This is a genomic window from Rhodococcus erythropolis R138, assembly GCF_000696675.2.
GTDB classification, from domain to species: Bacteria; Actinomycetota; Actinomycetes; order Mycobacteriales; family Mycobacteriaceae; genus Rhodococcus_F; species Rhodococcus_F erythropolis.
Window position 1 is genome coordinate 402,374 of sequence record NZ_CP007255.1, and the last position, 16,232, is coordinate 418,605.

General features: G+C 64.7%; 8 protein-coding genes. 4 read left to right on the forward strand and 4 right to left on the reverse strand.

Annotated features, from left to right (window positions below; all coding sequences use genetic code 11):
* Positions 1–8: 8 nt before the first annotated feature.
* A complete protein-coding gene (gene map, locus H351_RS01885; RefSeq protein WP_020905776.1) occupies positions 9–773 on the reverse strand; it encodes a type I methionyl aminopeptidase in 765 nt (254 codons plus the stop codon).
* A gap of 49 nt (positions 774–822) precedes the next feature.
* Here map and H351_RS01890 point away from each other — a divergent pair, with 49 nt between their 5' ends.
* The 3 genes from H351_RS01890 to H351_RS01900 all read left to right on the forward strand — a co-directional run bounded on the left by H351_RS01890 (position 823) and on the right by H351_RS01900 (position 7,808).
* Complete coding sequence (locus tag H351_RS01890) at positions 823–1,092, forward strand: helix-turn-helix domain-containing protein (RefSeq protein WP_003943854.1); 270 nt, start codon at positions 823–825, stop codon at positions 1,090–1,092.
* Positions 1,093–1,141: 49 nt separating this feature from the next.
* Complete coding sequence (locus H351_RS01895; protein ID WP_459426308.1) at positions 1,142–4,432, forward strand: arabinosyltransferase domain-containing protein; 3,291 nt, start codon at positions 1,142–1,144, stop codon at positions 4,430–4,432.
* A 73-nt stretch (positions 4,433–4,505) separates the two neighbouring features.
* A complete protein-coding gene (locus H351_RS01900) occupies positions 4,506–7,808 on the forward strand; it encodes an arabinosyltransferase domain-containing protein (protein ID WP_029254212.1) in 3,303 nt (1,100 codons plus the stop codon).
* Here the strand turns inward: H351_RS01900 and H351_RS01905 are convergent.
* Positions 7,805–8,755 (reverse strand): DMT family transporter, encoded by a 951-nt coding sequence (locus tag H351_RS01905; protein ID WP_029254211.1) that lies wholly within the window; start codon positions 8,753–8,755, stop codon positions 7,805–7,807. The genes H351_RS01900 and H351_RS01905 overlap by 4 nt on opposite strands.
* A gap of 73 nt (positions 8,756–8,828) precedes the next feature.
* On the opposite strand from H351_RS01905, the gene H351_RS01910 reads away from it, so the two are divergent.
* A complete protein-coding gene (locus tag H351_RS01910; protein ID WP_029254210.1) occupies positions 8,829–9,740 on the forward strand; it encodes a LysR family transcriptional regulator in 912 nt (303 codons plus the stop codon).
* Here the strand turns inward: H351_RS01910 and H351_RS01915 are convergent.
* Both H351_RS01915 and pks13 read right to left on the reverse strand, forming a co-directional pair.
* Positions 9,737–11,278: an acyl-CoA carboxylase subunit beta gene (locus H351_RS01915; RefSeq protein WP_019746413.1), complete on the reverse strand. Its 1,542-nt coding sequence runs from the start codon at positions 11,276–11,278 to the stop codon at positions 9,737–9,739. The genes H351_RS01910 and H351_RS01915 overlap by 4 nt on opposite strands.
* Positions 11,275–16,218: a polyketide synthase Pks13 gene (gene pks13, locus H351_RS01920; RefSeq protein ID WP_037119111.1), complete on the reverse strand. Its 4,944-nt coding sequence runs from the start codon at positions 16,216–16,218 to the stop codon at positions 11,275–11,277. The genes H351_RS01915 and pks13 overlap by 4 nt, the downstream gene beginning before the upstream one ends.
* Positions 16,219–16,232: the final 14 nt, after the last annotated feature.

Below are 16,232 nucleotides of genomic sequence, written 5' to 3' on the forward strand. Positions count from 1 at the left end.
CGGGTTGATCAGCGGGTCATGATCACCGGACCGTCTTCGGTGATCGCGACAGTGTGCTCACTGTGCGCAGCCCTGGCGCCCGAAACGGTGCGAAGGGTCCACCCGTCGGCGTCGTGCCGGTAGTCGTCGGTTCCGTCGGCGATGAGCATCGGTTCGATGGCGATGACCAGGCCGGGCCGTAACCGGAAGCCTTTGCCTGCTCGACCTTCGTTGGGCACGTCCGGCCCTTCGTGCATCTCGCGGCCGATGCCGTGCCCACCGTGATCGGCGAGCATTCCGTATCCGAGGCCGCGCGCGTACTGTCCGATCGCGGCACCGATGTCGCCCAATCGGTTTCCGGGCTGGGCGGCGGCAATGCCACGGGCTAGTGCCTCATCGGTCGCGTCGATCAGTGCCTGATCCTCACTACTTCCCTGTCCGACGGTGAAGCTGATGGCGGAGTCACCACACCAACCGTCGAGTCTCGCGCCGCAGTCGATACTGACCAGGTCACCGTCACGGAGTCGGTACCCATTCGGGATACCGTGCACCACAGCATCGTTCACACTGATGCAGGCGACACCGGGAAAGGGTATCGGCGCCGTCGCCGGCCGGTAATTCAAGAACAGCGCCGAGGCGCCGGCAGCCGAAATGACCTCCGCGGCAACGGCGTCCAATTCGAGCAACGTCACTCCGACGCTTGCCGCCTCACGCGCCGCAGCCAGCGCCTGCGCGGTGATTCTCCCCGCCGCCGCCATCGCGTCGATTTCCCCTGCGGTCTTGATTTCGACCATCTCGAACACCTTCCTTGTCGAATAACTATACCGGTATTACTATAAGCACATGGTGCGCGTGCCGCTGACGGCGGAAGAACTCGAACGAGGACTAAGACTGGGTGAACTCCTGCGATCGGCGCGGGGGGACCGAAGCATGGTTCAGGTAGCGCTCGACGCCGGTATTTCCGTCGAAACGCTGCGCAAGATCGAAACCGGACGCATCGCGACACCCGCCTTCTTCACCATCAGCGCGGTCGCGGAAGTGTTGGGTATTTCACTCGACACCATCGCCCGAACACTTGAAACACCACAATCCGAACAGGAAGTTGCATCCTGAGTAGTTCTCTCAGGATGTGTGGGCCCGCACTCGCCTAACATCGTTCCTTGTGCCGTCTGAAGTAGTAGTGCCCCCGAAACCCGTGCCCACTGGCCCCGAAGCTCCCCGAGAATCGGATTCCCAGAGAGTCCGGACGGCACGACTCATCGCGATAGTCACCGGCCTTCTTGGCCTGCTTCTTGCACTCGCGACGCCGTTCCTGCCCGTCAAGCAGGAAGCCGCGAGCATCGACTGGCCGCAGGGTGGGACCGTCAACAGCGTCTCGTCGCCGCTGATCTCCTACTCGCCCACATCGCTGGACATCAGCATTCCCTGTTCCACCCTCGGCCAGTTGGGCGGCAGCGGCGGCACACTGCTCTCGACCATGCCGAACGGTGCGCCGGACCGAAACGCCCGCGGCCTCACCGTCCGCACCACTGCCGACCGCCTGGAAGCACTCACTCGCGATTCGGTGCTGATCTCGGCTCCGCTCGATCAACTGAGCGGGTGCACGGCGATCACCATCACGACCAACTCCGAGCAGACCGTCGCGGCGGTCACCGGAATCGACGGCGTCGGCACCACCCTGACCGGTGACTACCGCCCACAGGTTGTCGGCATCTTCACCGACCTGCAGGGCGCAGCGCCCGCCGGACTGTCCGCCCACATGGACGTCGACTCGCGGTTCTCGTCCAGCCCCACACTTCTCAAACTGTTCGCGATGATCGTCGCCGCACTCTCGACCGTCGTCTCGCTGTACGCACTGCACCGGATCGACGGCGTCGACGGCCGTCGTGCCCGGCGGTTCCTTCCGGCACGGTGGTGGAAGTTCACCGGCATCGACGCCCTGGTGATCGGCACGCTGGCGCTCTGGCATGTGTTCGGCGCCAACACTTCCGACGACGGTTATCTGCTCGGCATGGCCAGAGTCTCGGAGCACTCCGGGTACATGGCGAACTACTTCCGTTGGTTCGGCGTCCCCGAAGCGCCGTTCGGTTGGTACTACGACGTGCTGGCGCTGTTCGCGAAGGTCAGCACCGCGAGCATGTGGATGCGCCTGCCCGCGTTGATCGCCGGCATTCTGTGCTGGATGGTCATCAGCCGCGAGGTGATACCGCGACTCGGTGTTGCGGTGCGCCGCAACAAGGTTGCCATCTGGACGGGCGGGCTCGTGTTCCTGGCCTTCTGGTTGCCGTACAACAACGGCCTGCGTCCCGAACCCATCATTGCCCTCGGCGCCCTGCTCACGTGGTGCTCCATCGAACGCGCCATCGCCACCGGACGTCTGTTGCCCGCCGCGATGGCCGTGCTGATCGCCGCATTCTCGTTGGCCGCCGGACCTTCGGGGCTGATCGCCATCGGCGCGTTGATCGCCGGAGCCAGGCCGATCCTGCAGATCCTGATCGCCCGCGGCAAACGCGTCGGCTTCCTGTCCCAGGTCATGCCGATCCTCGCAGCCGGAACCGTGGTTCTTGTCGCAGTCTTCGCAGATCAAACCCTCGCAACGGTTCTCGAATCCACCAGGGTGCGAACCGCCGTCGGGCCGAACGTTCCGTGGTTCGAGGAGCGGTTGCGGTGGGACGCACTGATGACCATCTCCCCCGACGGCTCACTGGCCCGCCGCTTCGGCATGTTCGTCATGATCGTCGGACTCGTCTTCTGCGTCATGATGATCCTGCGCAAGGGCCGGATCCCCGGTACCGCGATCGGGCCCTCGCGCCGAATCCTCGGCATCGTGTTCGCGTCGCTGCTCCTGATGCAGTTCACCCCCACCAAGTGGACCCACCACTTCGGTGTGTACGCCGGTCTGGCCGCCACGGTTGCCGTGCTCGCCGCTGTCGGCGTGAGTGCGTCGAGCATGCGTTCCAAACGAAACCGCGCGCTGTTCGCCGCGGGCATCCTGTTCATCCTCGCTGTGGCGTTCACCAGTTCCAACGGCTGGTGGTATGTCTCGAGTTACGGCGTGCCGTGGTGGGACAAGCCGCCGTCAATCGCCGGCAAGGGATTCTCGACGGCCTTCCTCGGCCTCACGATCCTCGCGCTGCTGTTGGCAGCTTGGTACCACGTCATGGAGCCGCGCGAGCGAAACGGCACAGAAGACAGCGTCAAGAAGACAAGGCGACTTCGTCTTCTCGCCCCGTCACCGTTGACCATCGCGGCCGGAGCCGTCGTGCTCTTCGAGGTGCTGTCCCTACTCAAGGGAGCGGTCGCTCAGTACCCCGCGTACTCGATCGGCAAGTCCAACATCGAATCCGTCTTCGGCGGAAGCTGCGGTCTCGCGGGCGAGGTACTCGTGGAGTCCGATCCCAACACCGGCGTCCTGCAATTGGTGGACAGGCCCACCGATCTCGCCGGCGCCGGAGCTTTCGGTGCAAGCGAATCGACCGGATTCTCGCCGGACGGAGTCGCCGGCGACCTCACCGCAGACGCCGAGGACTCGACGGCAGGCAGTGCAAACAGCCTCGACACGACAACATCTCAGTCCGGCACCACCAGCACGCCCGGCACCGGATCCGGAACCGCTGGCGGCTCGCAGTCGACCTCAGGCGTCAACGGCAGCAACGTCGCGCTCCCGTTCGGGCTCGACCCCGCAAAAACGCCGGTGCTCGGTAGTTACGGAGCGCCCCAGAACGCGTCACTGACCACCGGTTGGTACTCACTGCCCGAGCGCAACGACGCCGCGCCGCTCCTCACCGTCGCCGCGGCCGGACGAATCCGCTACGTCAACTCCGACGGCATCGTCACCCCCGGCGCGGTCTTGCAGGTCGAGTACGGCAAGAAGCAGGCCGACGGAAGCGTCGACGCGCTGGGACGAGTCGATCCGATCGACATCGGCCCGTCGCCGTCGTGGCGCAACCTGCGCGTTCCGATGGATCAACTGCCCGCAGACGCCGACACCGTGCGTCTGGTGGCCAGTGACACCGACATCAGTGCCGACCAGTGGCTGGCGGTGACACCGCCGCGAGTGCCGACCATGCGCACGCTGCAGGACGTCGTCGGATCCACCGATCCGGTGCTGATGGACTGGGCCGTCGGTCTGGCCTTCCCGTGCCAACGTCCGGTCGATCATCTGTACGGCGTCGCCGAGATCCCCGAGTGGCGCATTCTGCCCGACCGCATCGGCGCGGAGTCCACCAACGCCTGGCAGGACCACTACGGCGGCGGACCGCTCGGTTGGACCAGCGAACTGCTCTCGGCCAGGGCATTGCCCACCTACCTGGACAACGACTGGGATCGTGACTGGGGTTCGCTCGAGCAGTACACACCGCTCGATCCGGACGCAGTTCCCGCGCAAATGAACGTCACCACCGAGACCCGGTCGGGCACCTGGACACCGGGCCCGATTCGTTACCAGTCGTAACTGTTACGCGTGGACCTACCAACCACCCGGTCACGGTAGGTCCACGCTCAGCCCTGACATACCATCGGTAGCCGTGCCCGACGCCGTGACAGCTTCACCCCAGACTTCGAGTTCGCCGCCTCCTGCTGGTCAGGATGCCCGCGAGCGTTTCCATCGCACTCGATGGGTTGCGATCATCGCCGGCTTGCTCGGCTTCGTACTCGCACTGGCAACTCCGCTGCTTCCTGTCGTGCAGACGACGGCGACGGTCAACTGGCCACAGAACGGCGTGATCGGCGACGTCGAGGCACCGCTGATGGCGCAGGTTCCCATCGACGTCAACGCGTCGATCCCCTGCACCGCGGTCAGCTCGCTCCCCGAGGGCGGCGGCATCCTGATGTCGACGGCACCTGCTCAGGGCGACGGCGCCGCGCTCTCGTCGATGTTCGTCCGCGTGTCCGCTACCAGCGTCGACGTGCTCGATCGCAACGTCGTCGTCGCTTCGGCAGCGCGCGAGGACGTCGAGTCGAGTCGCTGCGGCGCCATCGCGTTCAGCTCTGACGTCAACCGGACCTCGGCAGAGTTCGTCGGCCTGACCTATCCCGACGGCAACCCGATTCGTGGCCAGCTCGACGGCGACTTCCGCCCGCAGGTGGTCGGCGTCTTCAGCGACCTGCCCGACGGCGCTGCCCCCGAGGGCCTCGGCTTCTCGATGACGATCGACTCACGTTTCTCGTCGAGCCCCAGCGTCCTGAAGCTGGTCGCGATGATCGTGGCAGTGCTCTCGACCATCGTCGCGCTGGTCGCCCTGGCTCGCCTCGACGGCACCGACGGCCGCAAGCACCGACGCTTCCTGCCCGAACGCTGGTGGAAGTTCTCCGGTATCGACGGAGTTGTGGTCGGCACGCTGGTCGTCTGGCACTTCATCGGCGCGAACACCGCCGACGACGGTTATCTCCTGACCATGGCCCGAGTCTCGCCGGACGCGGGATACATGGCCAACTACTTCCGTTGGTTCGGCGTTCCCGAGGCCCCGTTCGGTTGGTACTACGAAGTCCTGGCCGTGATGGCGAAGATCTCGACGGCGAGCCCGTTCATGCGTCTGCCCGCTCTGCTCGCCGGAATCCTCTGCTGGATGGTGATCAGCCGCGAGGTCGTCCCGCGTCTCGGCCGGGCGGTTCGCCGGAGCAACGTCGCCCTGTGGACCGGCGGTCTGGTATTCCTGTCCTTCTGGTTGGCGTACAACAACGGTCTTCGCCCCGAGCCCATCGTGGCTCTCGGCGCACTGCTCACCTGGTGCTCCATCGAGCGCGCCATCGCCACCGGACGTCTGCTGCCGGCGGCCACGGCAATCTTGATCGGCGCCTTCACTCTTGCCGCCGCACCCACCGGATTGATGTGTATCGCAGCCCTTCTCGCCGGTGTGCGCCCGTTGGTGCGCATCGTCGTCAAGCGTCACCGACTGGTCGGCACACTGCCGCTTCTCGCTCCGATCGCCGCTGCCGGAACCATCGTGCTGGTGGCCATCTTCGCCGACCAGACCTTTGCCGGCGTCATGGAAGCCACGCGCGTCCGAACGATCATCGGCCCCAATCTCGAGTGGTACCAAGACTTCCTGCGCTACTACTACCTCTTCGTCCAGACGGTCGACGGCTCGGTTGCCCGACGCTTCGCGTTCTTGACGATGATCCTGTGCCTCTTCACGACGCTCTTCGTGTTGTTGCGCCGCGGCCGCGTCCCCGGCGCGGCAACCGGTCCGTCGTGGCGCCTGGTCGGCGTCGTCTTCGGCACGATGTTCCTGATGATGTTCAACCCCACCAAGTGGACTCACCACTTCGGTGCGTACGCGGGCATCGCCGGTTCTCTCGCCGCGCTGACCGCCGTGGCAGTGTCCGCGTCTGCCCTGCGCTCGCGTCGCAACCGATCGGTGTTCGTGGCCGGGCTGCTCCTGATGCTCGCGTTGACGTTCGCCGGCATCAACGGCTACTGGTACGTCTCGAGTTACGGCGTTCCGTGGTTCGACAAGACCATCTCCTACGACGGCCGTGAATCCAACACACTGTTCCTCGCGCTCTTTGCTCTCGCCTTGGCCTTTGCCGCCTGGCAGTACCTGCGTGAGGGATTTGCAGCCCCGCCCGAGAAGCCGAACACGGCCAAGGGCAGACGAATTCGCAAGTTCGCGGCTGCTCCGCTCACCGTGATCGCCGGTCTGATGGTCCTGTTCGAGGTGCTCTCACTACTCAAGGGCGCTGTGTCGCAGTACCCGGCGTACTCGCTGGGCCGAAGCAACATCGAGGCACTCGCGGGCAAGACCTGCGGCATGGCCGAGGACGTTCTGGTCGAGACCGACGTCAATTCCGGAAATCTGCGGCCTCTGCCCGCTCCCGGATTCAACGCCGAGGATCCGTTGTCCGGAGTCGATTCGAAGGGCTTCTCCCCCAATGGGGTTCCCAGCGATCTGACTGCGGATTACATCGAAGTCAAGCAGGGCATGGGCAATACCGACAGCCAGAGTGTCGGCCCCACCTTCGCCACCGGTTCCGGCGCCGGAACCAGCGGCGGCACCGGTAACCTCGGCGTCAACGGCAGCACGGCCAAGCTCCCCTTCGGCCTCGATCCGTCGAAGACGCCGGTCATGGGCAGCTACCAGCCCGGCGTGCAGGAACCTGCTTCCCTCATCTCGAGTTGGTACGGATTGCCCACTCGCAGTGAAGAATCACCGCTGGTGGTCATGTCCGTAGCGGGCCGCGTGTGGTCCGTCGACAACACCGGTGCGATCACGTACGGCCAGTCGCTTCTGGTCGAGTACGGCAAGACTCAGCCCGACGGAACAGTGCAGGTTCAGGGTTCGTACATGCCGCGAGACATCGGCCCGGCGCCGTCGTGGCGCAACGTCCGTATCCCGATCGACGAACTCGCGCCAGATGCCGATGCCGTTCGGGTGGTCGCGTTCGATCCCAACCTCACGGGCGATCAGTGGATGGCGTTCACGCCGCCGCGCGTGCCCAAGCTCGAGTCCCTGGACTCGTACATCGGCAGCGAGCAGCCGGTCCTCCTGGACTGGGCTGTCGGCCTTCAGTTCCCGTGCCAACGTCCGTTCACACATCAGAACGGTGTGGCCGAGATGCCGAACTTCCGCATCCTCCCGGACCGTCCCCTGGCCGTCAGCTCCACCGATACCTGGCAGTCCGCAGACAACGGTGGACCGCTCGGATTCACCGAGGTCCTCGCCGGTGCTACGACGGTTCCGACGTACCTGAAGGACGACTGGGCACGAGACTGGGGATCACTCGAGCGCTACGACCGGTACTTCCCGAATGCTGTTCCGGCAGAGGTGGAGACGGGCACCGCAACCCGCTCGGGCATGTGGATGCCCGGCGAGATGCGAGTGCACTAGCCTGCGCTACCTACTCGGGTGACTGCTCGGGTGCGACGTACGGAGACGGCCGAGACCGCTCCGACAACGACGACGCACCCGAGTAGTTGCCCAACGCCTGGCCGTTCGCCGAGCAGCACAACCGCCAGCAGTACGGCGAGGACCGGTTGCATGAGCAGGAGCGTCGCGCCCACCTCGGCGGGCAGCCGAGGGAGCGAGTGCCCCATCAGCATCCAGCCGAACACCTGGCCGACCAGCGCCAGTGCCGCGAGCCAGCCGAACGCTTCCCAACCCGGGACGAAATCGATCCGGCCCCACAGTGATCCGATGACGGAGCCGGCGATGCCCGCGGACGTCGTCGAGATCAACACCTGGCTCGCGGCCCGATCCGCCTCGCCCGTACGGCCGACCACGAAGATGTAACCGCCGTACGCGATTCCGGAGACGAGCGAGAGCGCCGTTCCCCACAGCAGTTCGTCGCCGGTTCCCCCACCCCCGAACACGCCGCCCGCCAAGGCGATTCCCGTGAACATGAACGGTAGGGCGAAGACGAAGCGCATCGGCACCCGATTGCCGAACACCAACCAGGACAGTGCGGGCACCACGATCACCTGCACGTTCACGACGACGCTCGCCATACCCGCGCCGATCATCAGAATCGACTGCGACCACAACGCGAAATCCAGTCCGAGCAACAGACCGCCGAGCACCTGCAGAACGACTGCCCGCCGGCTCGGCTTGCCCACCCGGCGGTACTCTCGCCACGCCAACCACAACAGCGGCGGCAAGGCCAGGAAGCAACGGAAGAAGACGGCCGTCGAGGGCCCGACATCAGCCAGCTTGATGAGGAGCGAACTGATCGAGATCGCGGCTGCGCCTCCGACGACGAGCAATCGAGGGTCGATGCGCCCCCGAGGAGTTCGGGTGGGTGTCGGTGTCTGCGCGGTCGCGGAGGTCAGAGTGGTCACTCGACAATGTTCCTGCCGCTAACTATTCAGCACAAGCAAATGTTCAGACCGTATATTCGGTAGCATTTCTACTGTGTTGAATCTCGAAAGACTCCGCGCCCTGCACGCCGTCGCCGAGAACGGATCAGTGGCGGCTGCCGCCCGCACCTTGCATGTCACACCGTCCGGGATTTCGCAGCAGTTGAACAAACTCGAGCGCGAGGTCGGTTTTCCGCTCCTCGAACCGCAGGGCCGCGGTGTACGACTCACCGAAGCGGGCCGGATCCTCGCGCGCCGAACCGCAGAGGTTCTCTCGACGCTCGCCCAGGCCGAGGCGGAAATCGCGTCGCTGCAGAGCGAGGTGACGGGCCGCGTACGTATCGGAGCCCTGGTCTCCCCCAGCAGGACAGTGCTGCCGCGAGCCATCGCCGAGATCAGGCACGCGCACCCCCAGCTCGAAATCACCTTCAACGAAGGCGAATCCGAAGAACTCCTCCCCGCACTGATTCGCCGCGACCTCGACGTCGTGGTGGTCGACAGTTGGAGCACTCTGCCCGTCGAACTTCCCGACGGAGTCTCCTTCACGCCCGTGTACGACGACGTGGCGCTGCTCGCTCTCCCCGCGTCACATCCGCTGGCGGAGAACAAGGTCGTCGCGCTCAGCGAGCTGTCCGAGCATGCCTGGGCGACGTGGACCCGGGGAACGGACTTTCACACCTTCACCGTCAGGACCCTGCGCGCGCAGGGGTTCGACCCACGAATCGAGTACGAGGTCGCCGAGTTTCCCACCCAGGTCGAATTCGTCGCTCAGGGCCTCGCCGTCGCTTTGATCCCGCGCCTGGCGAGAGTTGTACCACCGGAAGGTGTTCGAATGCTCGACACCCTTCCGCCGCTGGGCCGCGACATCTACCTCGCCTGGCGGACCGACAGCGAAAGACCTGCCGTCCTGGCGGCGATAGAAGCGCTACGCCGCCAGTTCGACGCCCTCGGTGACAAGAAGAATTAGAGCGGCATCAAGTTGTGCTTGCGCGGGTTCTTGAAAATCGTCTTGTCCTTGAGCAACTTCAGAGCCTTGCGGATTTCGAGACGCGTCTGCGAAGGCTCGATCACCGCGTCGATGTATCCGCGCTCAGCCGCGATGTACGGCGTCGCGACGAACTCGTTGTAGAAGTTGATCAACTGAGCACGCACCGCGGGTGCGTTCTCGCCCGCCTCGGCGAGCTGACGACGTCCCATGATGTTGACGGCACCCTCGGCGCCCATCACGGCGATACGAGCGGTCGGCCACGCGAGGTTGATGTCGGCACCGAGCTGCTTGCAACCCATGACGGCATAACCGCCGCCGTACGCCTTACGAACCACCACCGTCACCTTCGGCACAGTGGCTTCGATGTACGCGAACAGGAAACGCCCGCCACGCTTGATGACACCGACCTTTTCCTGATCGACGCCGGGAAGAAAGCCTGGTGTGTCGACGACAAAAACGAGCGGGATGCTGAAAGCGTCGCACAGGCGCACAAAATGGGCAGCCTTGTCGGAGCTGTCCGCATCGAGGGCGCCACTGAGGTACGTGGGCTGGTTGGCCACTACACCGACGGGCAGGCCGTCGACGCGGGAGAACCCGGTTATCACGTTGTGCGCGACCTGGGCTCCGATTTCATGGAAGGTTCCGTCGTCGAAGATCCGCAGAATGATGTCGTGCATGTCGTAGCCGGCATTGTCGGCATCCGGCATGAAGGCGTTGAGTTCGAGATCCGACTCGGTGATCTCGGGTTCGAGACCCGGGTTGATCAACGGCGCCTTCTCCGTGCACGAGGACGGCATGAAGCTCAGGTACTCACGCACCCAGTCGAATGCAGCCTTCTCGTCGGGAGCGACGTGATGGATGTTTCCGTACTCCGCCTGCTTGCGCGCCCCGCCCAGATCCTCGAGACTGACCTCTTCGCCGGTGACCGACTTGATGACGTCGGGTCCGGTGACGAACATGTACGACTCTTCGGTCGCGACCACGACGTCGGTGTTGATCGGTGCGTACACGGCACCGCCGGCGCACTTACCGAGGATGACCGAGATCTGCGGGCAGACGCCGGACAAGGGCTCCTGACGTGAACCCATGTTGGCGTACCAGGCCAATGAGGAAACGGCATCCTGGATTCGAGCTCCACCGGAATCGTTGATACCGACGACCGGGCAGCCCACCTTCAGTGCAAAATCGTTGACGGCGGCGACCTTACGGCCGAACATCTCTCCGGCGGCACCGCCGAACACAGTCTGATCGTGCGCGAACACGGCAACCGGACGCCCGTCGACAGTTCCGTGACCGGTCATGACGCCGTCGCTGTACGGGTTGTCCTCGCCCGCCATCTTCACCAGGGCGCCGACCTCGACGAAGCTACCGGGATCGAGCAACATGTCGATGCGCTGGCGCGGCGTACTGTGCCCTGCTGCATCGCGCTTCGCAATGGCCCGAGCCGAGCCGGGTTCCTTTGCCTTCTCCAACTTTTCGCGGAGTTCAGCGAGCTTCTCCGCGGTGGTTGTCGTCACTTCTGAACTCCGGTTTCCGCTGCTTTGGTCTGAGCTGTCTCGATCTGGGCCAGCTTGGTGGTGAGGTCTGCCGCAACCTTCGCGATGTACGGCTCGTCGACGATCTGCAGGTGGTCCCCGCCGATGTAGACGACCTCGAGGTTCTTCACGTAGTCACCCCAACCACCATCTGCCTTGCGGGTCTTGAATGCAGGCTCGAGCGTCATCAACTCGTCGTGGTACTTGTCGGCCATGTAGAGCACGACGTCGCCGTCGTAGCTGCTGAACTCGGCCGTCTGGATGGCACGGTTGTCCAACCACGACGTCCGCTGATGCTCGATGATGCCGCCGGGAATCTTGGCGCCGCTCATCTTGATCATGTCCATCAAGATCTGGATCTGATCCTCGTCCGCTTCGGTGGAGGCCAGAACGTCAAGCGGCAGCGGAACATCCAGGTTGTAGGTGCGCTTGGCGAACTTGCCGTAGCGCTCCCAACGCTTGCGTCGTTCCGCCTCGGTGTCCGGCACGACCTCGCCGGCCATGACGGTGTCGAGCAGTCCGACCACACGCACGTCAGCGCCCTGCTCACGCAGCAACTTCGCGACCGCATACGACATCACGCCGCCGAACGACCAGCCACACAGCACGTACGGTCCGTCGCCCTGGATCTCACGCAGCAGCGGAACGTAAGCAGCAGCACGGGTTTCGATCGAGCCCTCGACCCGCTCGAACCCGTACATCGGCGTGCCGGCGGGCAGGCGCTTGAGCAAAGGCTCGTACGTCACGGTCGAACCACCGGCAGCATGGAAAACGAATACCGGTACGGCAGTGGAACCTTCGGGACGGGCACGCAGAGTGCGTACGAGTCCGTCGATCTTGCCGTCGTCCTCGAGGTACTGGCGCACGACGTCCGCGAGCTCTTCGATGGTGGTGGAATCGAGAACGTCGTCGAGAGTGATCTCGCCGCCGGCACGCTCGGAAAGCCGAGCAGCAAGCTTCTCGGCGACCTCGTCACCGACGATCGGCAGATCGTTGAAAATACCCTTGGCGGACTTCCCGGTGACGACGGCCCACGTCGCAAACGTCAAGCGCTCGGCCGCATCTCGCGGCGGAACATCGGAGCCGGCATCGTCGGCAGTTCCGGCTCGAGAAGGATCGGAAGGCGCAGCAGCAACCGGAGCAGTCGCCGGCAGTTCCACCGACTCCTCAGCGGGAGCAGCGTCCTCGTCAGCCGCATCGGCTGCCAACTTCTCGGCAGCCTGCTTGTCGGCCATCGCCTGAACCTCTTCGCGATTGTCGATCGCGTAGCGCAGGTACTTGTTGACCTCGTTGAGGCTCGCGTCCTTGACTGCCTGGAGCTGGAGCTGCGGAATGTCGAACTCGTACTCGACGCGGTTCTTGATACGCATCGCCATGAGCGAATCGAGACCCAGTTCGATGAGCGGAACCTCGGCCGGAAGATCTTCCGGCGAGTACCCCATCGACTCGGCCACAACGATCTTGAGGCGGTCGTCGAGGCTCTGCGAACCGTTCGGATCCCACTTGTCTCCGGCGTCTTCGACGACCTCGGCCAGGGTTTCCATCGGCGCACTGGTCTTGACCGGCGCGCTAATGACCAGCTCGGGCAGCGGCTCACCGGACGTGACGACGGCATCGAACAGCAAACGGAACGTAGCGCCCTCGCGTGCGTGCACCTGCACCGACGCTCCACCCGGATGCGGGTTGAGGGTTGTCGTCAGGGTCGCAGCGCCGGCCAGTTCACCGTGCGGAACGGCAGCGGTGAGAGCGACATCCGAGAGCACCTGTCCGGCAGCAGCGCTCACGAGCACAGCCAGATCGGTGACGGCGGATGCGTCGACCTCCCACACGTGGCGGCCGTCGGGCAGAGCGACGTGCGAGCCGGGTACGCGAGCCGAACCGCCGGCACTGACGCGAATGTCGAGCCAGTACGGCTTACGCAGGAATGCAGTACGCGGAACCGAGGCGAAATCGCCTGCAGGAAGCAAGGACTCGAGGTTCACGGCATGGCCGTGCACGTACAGCTGTGCGAGAGCGGCAAGCACACCCGCGGACTCGTCTTCCTTACGCTTGAGCGTCTGGATGAGTTCCATGTCGTGCAGGCCCGAATCGAAAGCGGTAGCCGCCACCGACATCAGCGTCACCGGGTTGGGTGCAAGCTCGACAAAAGTGGTGTGGCCGTGGGCAACTGCACCGCGTACCGCATTGGTGAAGTACACGCTGTGGCGAAGGCCCTTGACCCAGTACGCCTCTTGATGGATCGGCTCGTGACCGGGACGGTAGAAGGTGTCCTTGTCGACGGACGAGTAGACGCCGAGCTTCAACGTGGTCGGCTCGATACCGGCCAACTCCGCGGCAAGCTCGCCGAGCAGCGGATCCACCTGTGAAGTATGGCTGGCACCCTTGGTCTGCAGGACACGCGCCATCTTGCCGTCGGCCTCGGCGGCCGCGACGATCGCCTCGATGTCCGGCTGCGGTCCACCGATCACCGTGTGCGTCGGAGCTGCGTAAACGCAAACCTCGAGCTTGGGGTACGTGGGCAGCAACGCCTCGATCTCGGATGCGCTGTACTCGAGCAGTGCCATCAGACGGATGTCGTCACCGACGAGTGCGCCCTCGGCCTCACCCATCAGCCGTGAACGTGAACAGATCACGCGCACAGCGTCTTCCAAGTTCAGACCACCGGACACGTATGCGGCAGCGGCCTCACCCATCGAGTGCGGAACCACGGCTTCGGCCTCAGCGCCGTGGTGACGCAGCAATGCGGCCAGACCGACCTGGATGGTGAAGATTCCCACCTGTGCGGTCTCGACGTTGTACTCGATCGAATCGTCGAGGAACATCTCGACCATCGAGTAGCCGGCCTCGTCCTGGATCAGCGCATCGACCTCGTCGACGGCTGCCTTGAAGGCCGAGTTCTCCGTGTAGAGCTGCTTGGCCATCTTGCGGTGCTGCGAGCCGAAGCCCGAGAACACCCACACCGCGCCCTTGGGCGACGGCGAGTCGGCCGAGAAGACTCCTTGAGCCGGCTTGCCTGCGGCGACGGCGCGCAGCGAGCTGATGGCCTCGGATCGCGTCTTCGCCAGAACAGCGGCACGCGAGCGTCCGTGGTTGCGACGCGCGAGTGTGCGGGCAACGTCGGCGAGGGGCGTCTTGCTTCCCTCTTCGGTTTCGAGCCAGTCGGCCAGATCTGCAGCTGCGCGGCGACGACGCGAAGGCAGCGCACCGGACACAGCCAGCACAACGGTGCTCTCGTCCTCTGCTGCCGGTTCGTCAACTACCGGGGCATCCACGACTGGTTCATCGACTGCCACGTCGGCGGGCACGTATTCCTTGACCACGACGTGCGCGTTGGTTCCGCCGAAACCGAAACCGGAAACACCGGCGACAGCCTTGCCGGTGTAACGCGGCCAGTCGGTGGCCTCGGGCGTCACCTGCAGGTGCGACTTCTCGAAGTCGATGTGCGGGTTCGGGCCCAGGTAGTTGATCGTCGCGGGAATCTTGTTTTCCTGCATCGCCAGAACGACCTTGATCAGGCCGGCGGCGCCCGCAGCTGCTTCCAGGTGCCCGAAGTTGGTCTTCGCACTACCGAGCAGAGCCGGCTTGTCGTCGTCACGGCCACGACCGACGACACGGCTGAGCGCGTCGGCCTCGATGGGATCACCGAGATCGGTACCCGTTCCGTGCGCCTCGATGTAGTCGACTGTGGTCGGCAAGATTCCGGCGTCGCGGTACGCGAAACGCAACACGTCGGCCTGGGCGTCCGGGTTGGGCGCGAGCAGACCGTTGGAACGGCCGTCCTGGTTGACCGCGGATCCGGCGATCACCGCGAGGATGGAATCGCCGTCACGCTCGGCGTCTTCGAGACGCTTGAGCACGACGAGTCCGCCGCCCTCACTGCGAACGATTCCCTGAGCGTGTGCGGAAAATGCACGCAGTTTGCCGTCGGGAGCGAGCATCCCGGTCTGGTCGAAACCGAGGGTTCCGGGAGGGGCCAGCAGCATGTTGACGCCACCGGCCAGCGCGATGTTGGAATCACCACTGCGCAGCGAACGCACAGCCTCGTGAACGGCAACCAGCGAAGACGAGCACGCGGTGTCCAGAGCGATGGACGGTCCACGGAAGTCGAAGAAGTACGAAACCCGGTTCGCGACGATGGCCGTCGACGTTCCGGTCAGTGCGTACGGGTGCGCCGTCGTCGGATCACTGACCGCGAGCAGCTGGTAGTCGTTGGCGGAACTGCCGATGAAAACACCGACCTGCTTGCCCTTGAGCCCGCTGGCCGGAATGCGCGCGTGCTCGAGCGCTTCCCACGCGAGTTCCAGGGCGAGGCGCTGCTGCGGATCGACGTTGACGACCTCGAGCGGAGACATCGCGAAGAACTCGGCGTCGAAGCCCTTGACGTCGTCGAGGTACCCGCCCTTGGTGTTGGCGTTCTCGACCGCGGCCTTGATGGCGGGATCCGACATGAACTCGGCCCAGCGGTCCTCGGGGAGGTCGCTGATGCCGTCGCGTCCGGCCGCCAGCATTTCCCACATGTCCGAAGGCGTGTGCCCGGCACCGGGGAATCGTGTGGACAGTCCGACGATGGCGATGTCGTGGGCGTCCGTCGTGGCGCCTGAGACGTAGTACGACGCGTCGACGGTCTCCTCCGGCGCCTCGGGCTCACCTTCGATGATCCGAGTAGCCAGCGAGGCGATGGTGGGGTGTTGGTAGACGATCGTGGCGGTCAGCGTGACACCGAGCAGATCCTCGATGTCTCCGCTCAGAGCAACTGCGTCCCGCGAGGCGAGTCCGAACTCGTCCAGCGGCCGGTCGTCCACAATCGTCGACACCGGCTGACCGGTCGCGTCGGCGATCCAGTTGCGAAGCCACTCACGCAACTGCGCGACACTCATCTCGCTCACAACGTCTTTGCTCTGCACACCATCTTGTTCAACCATCAACTCACCAAGCC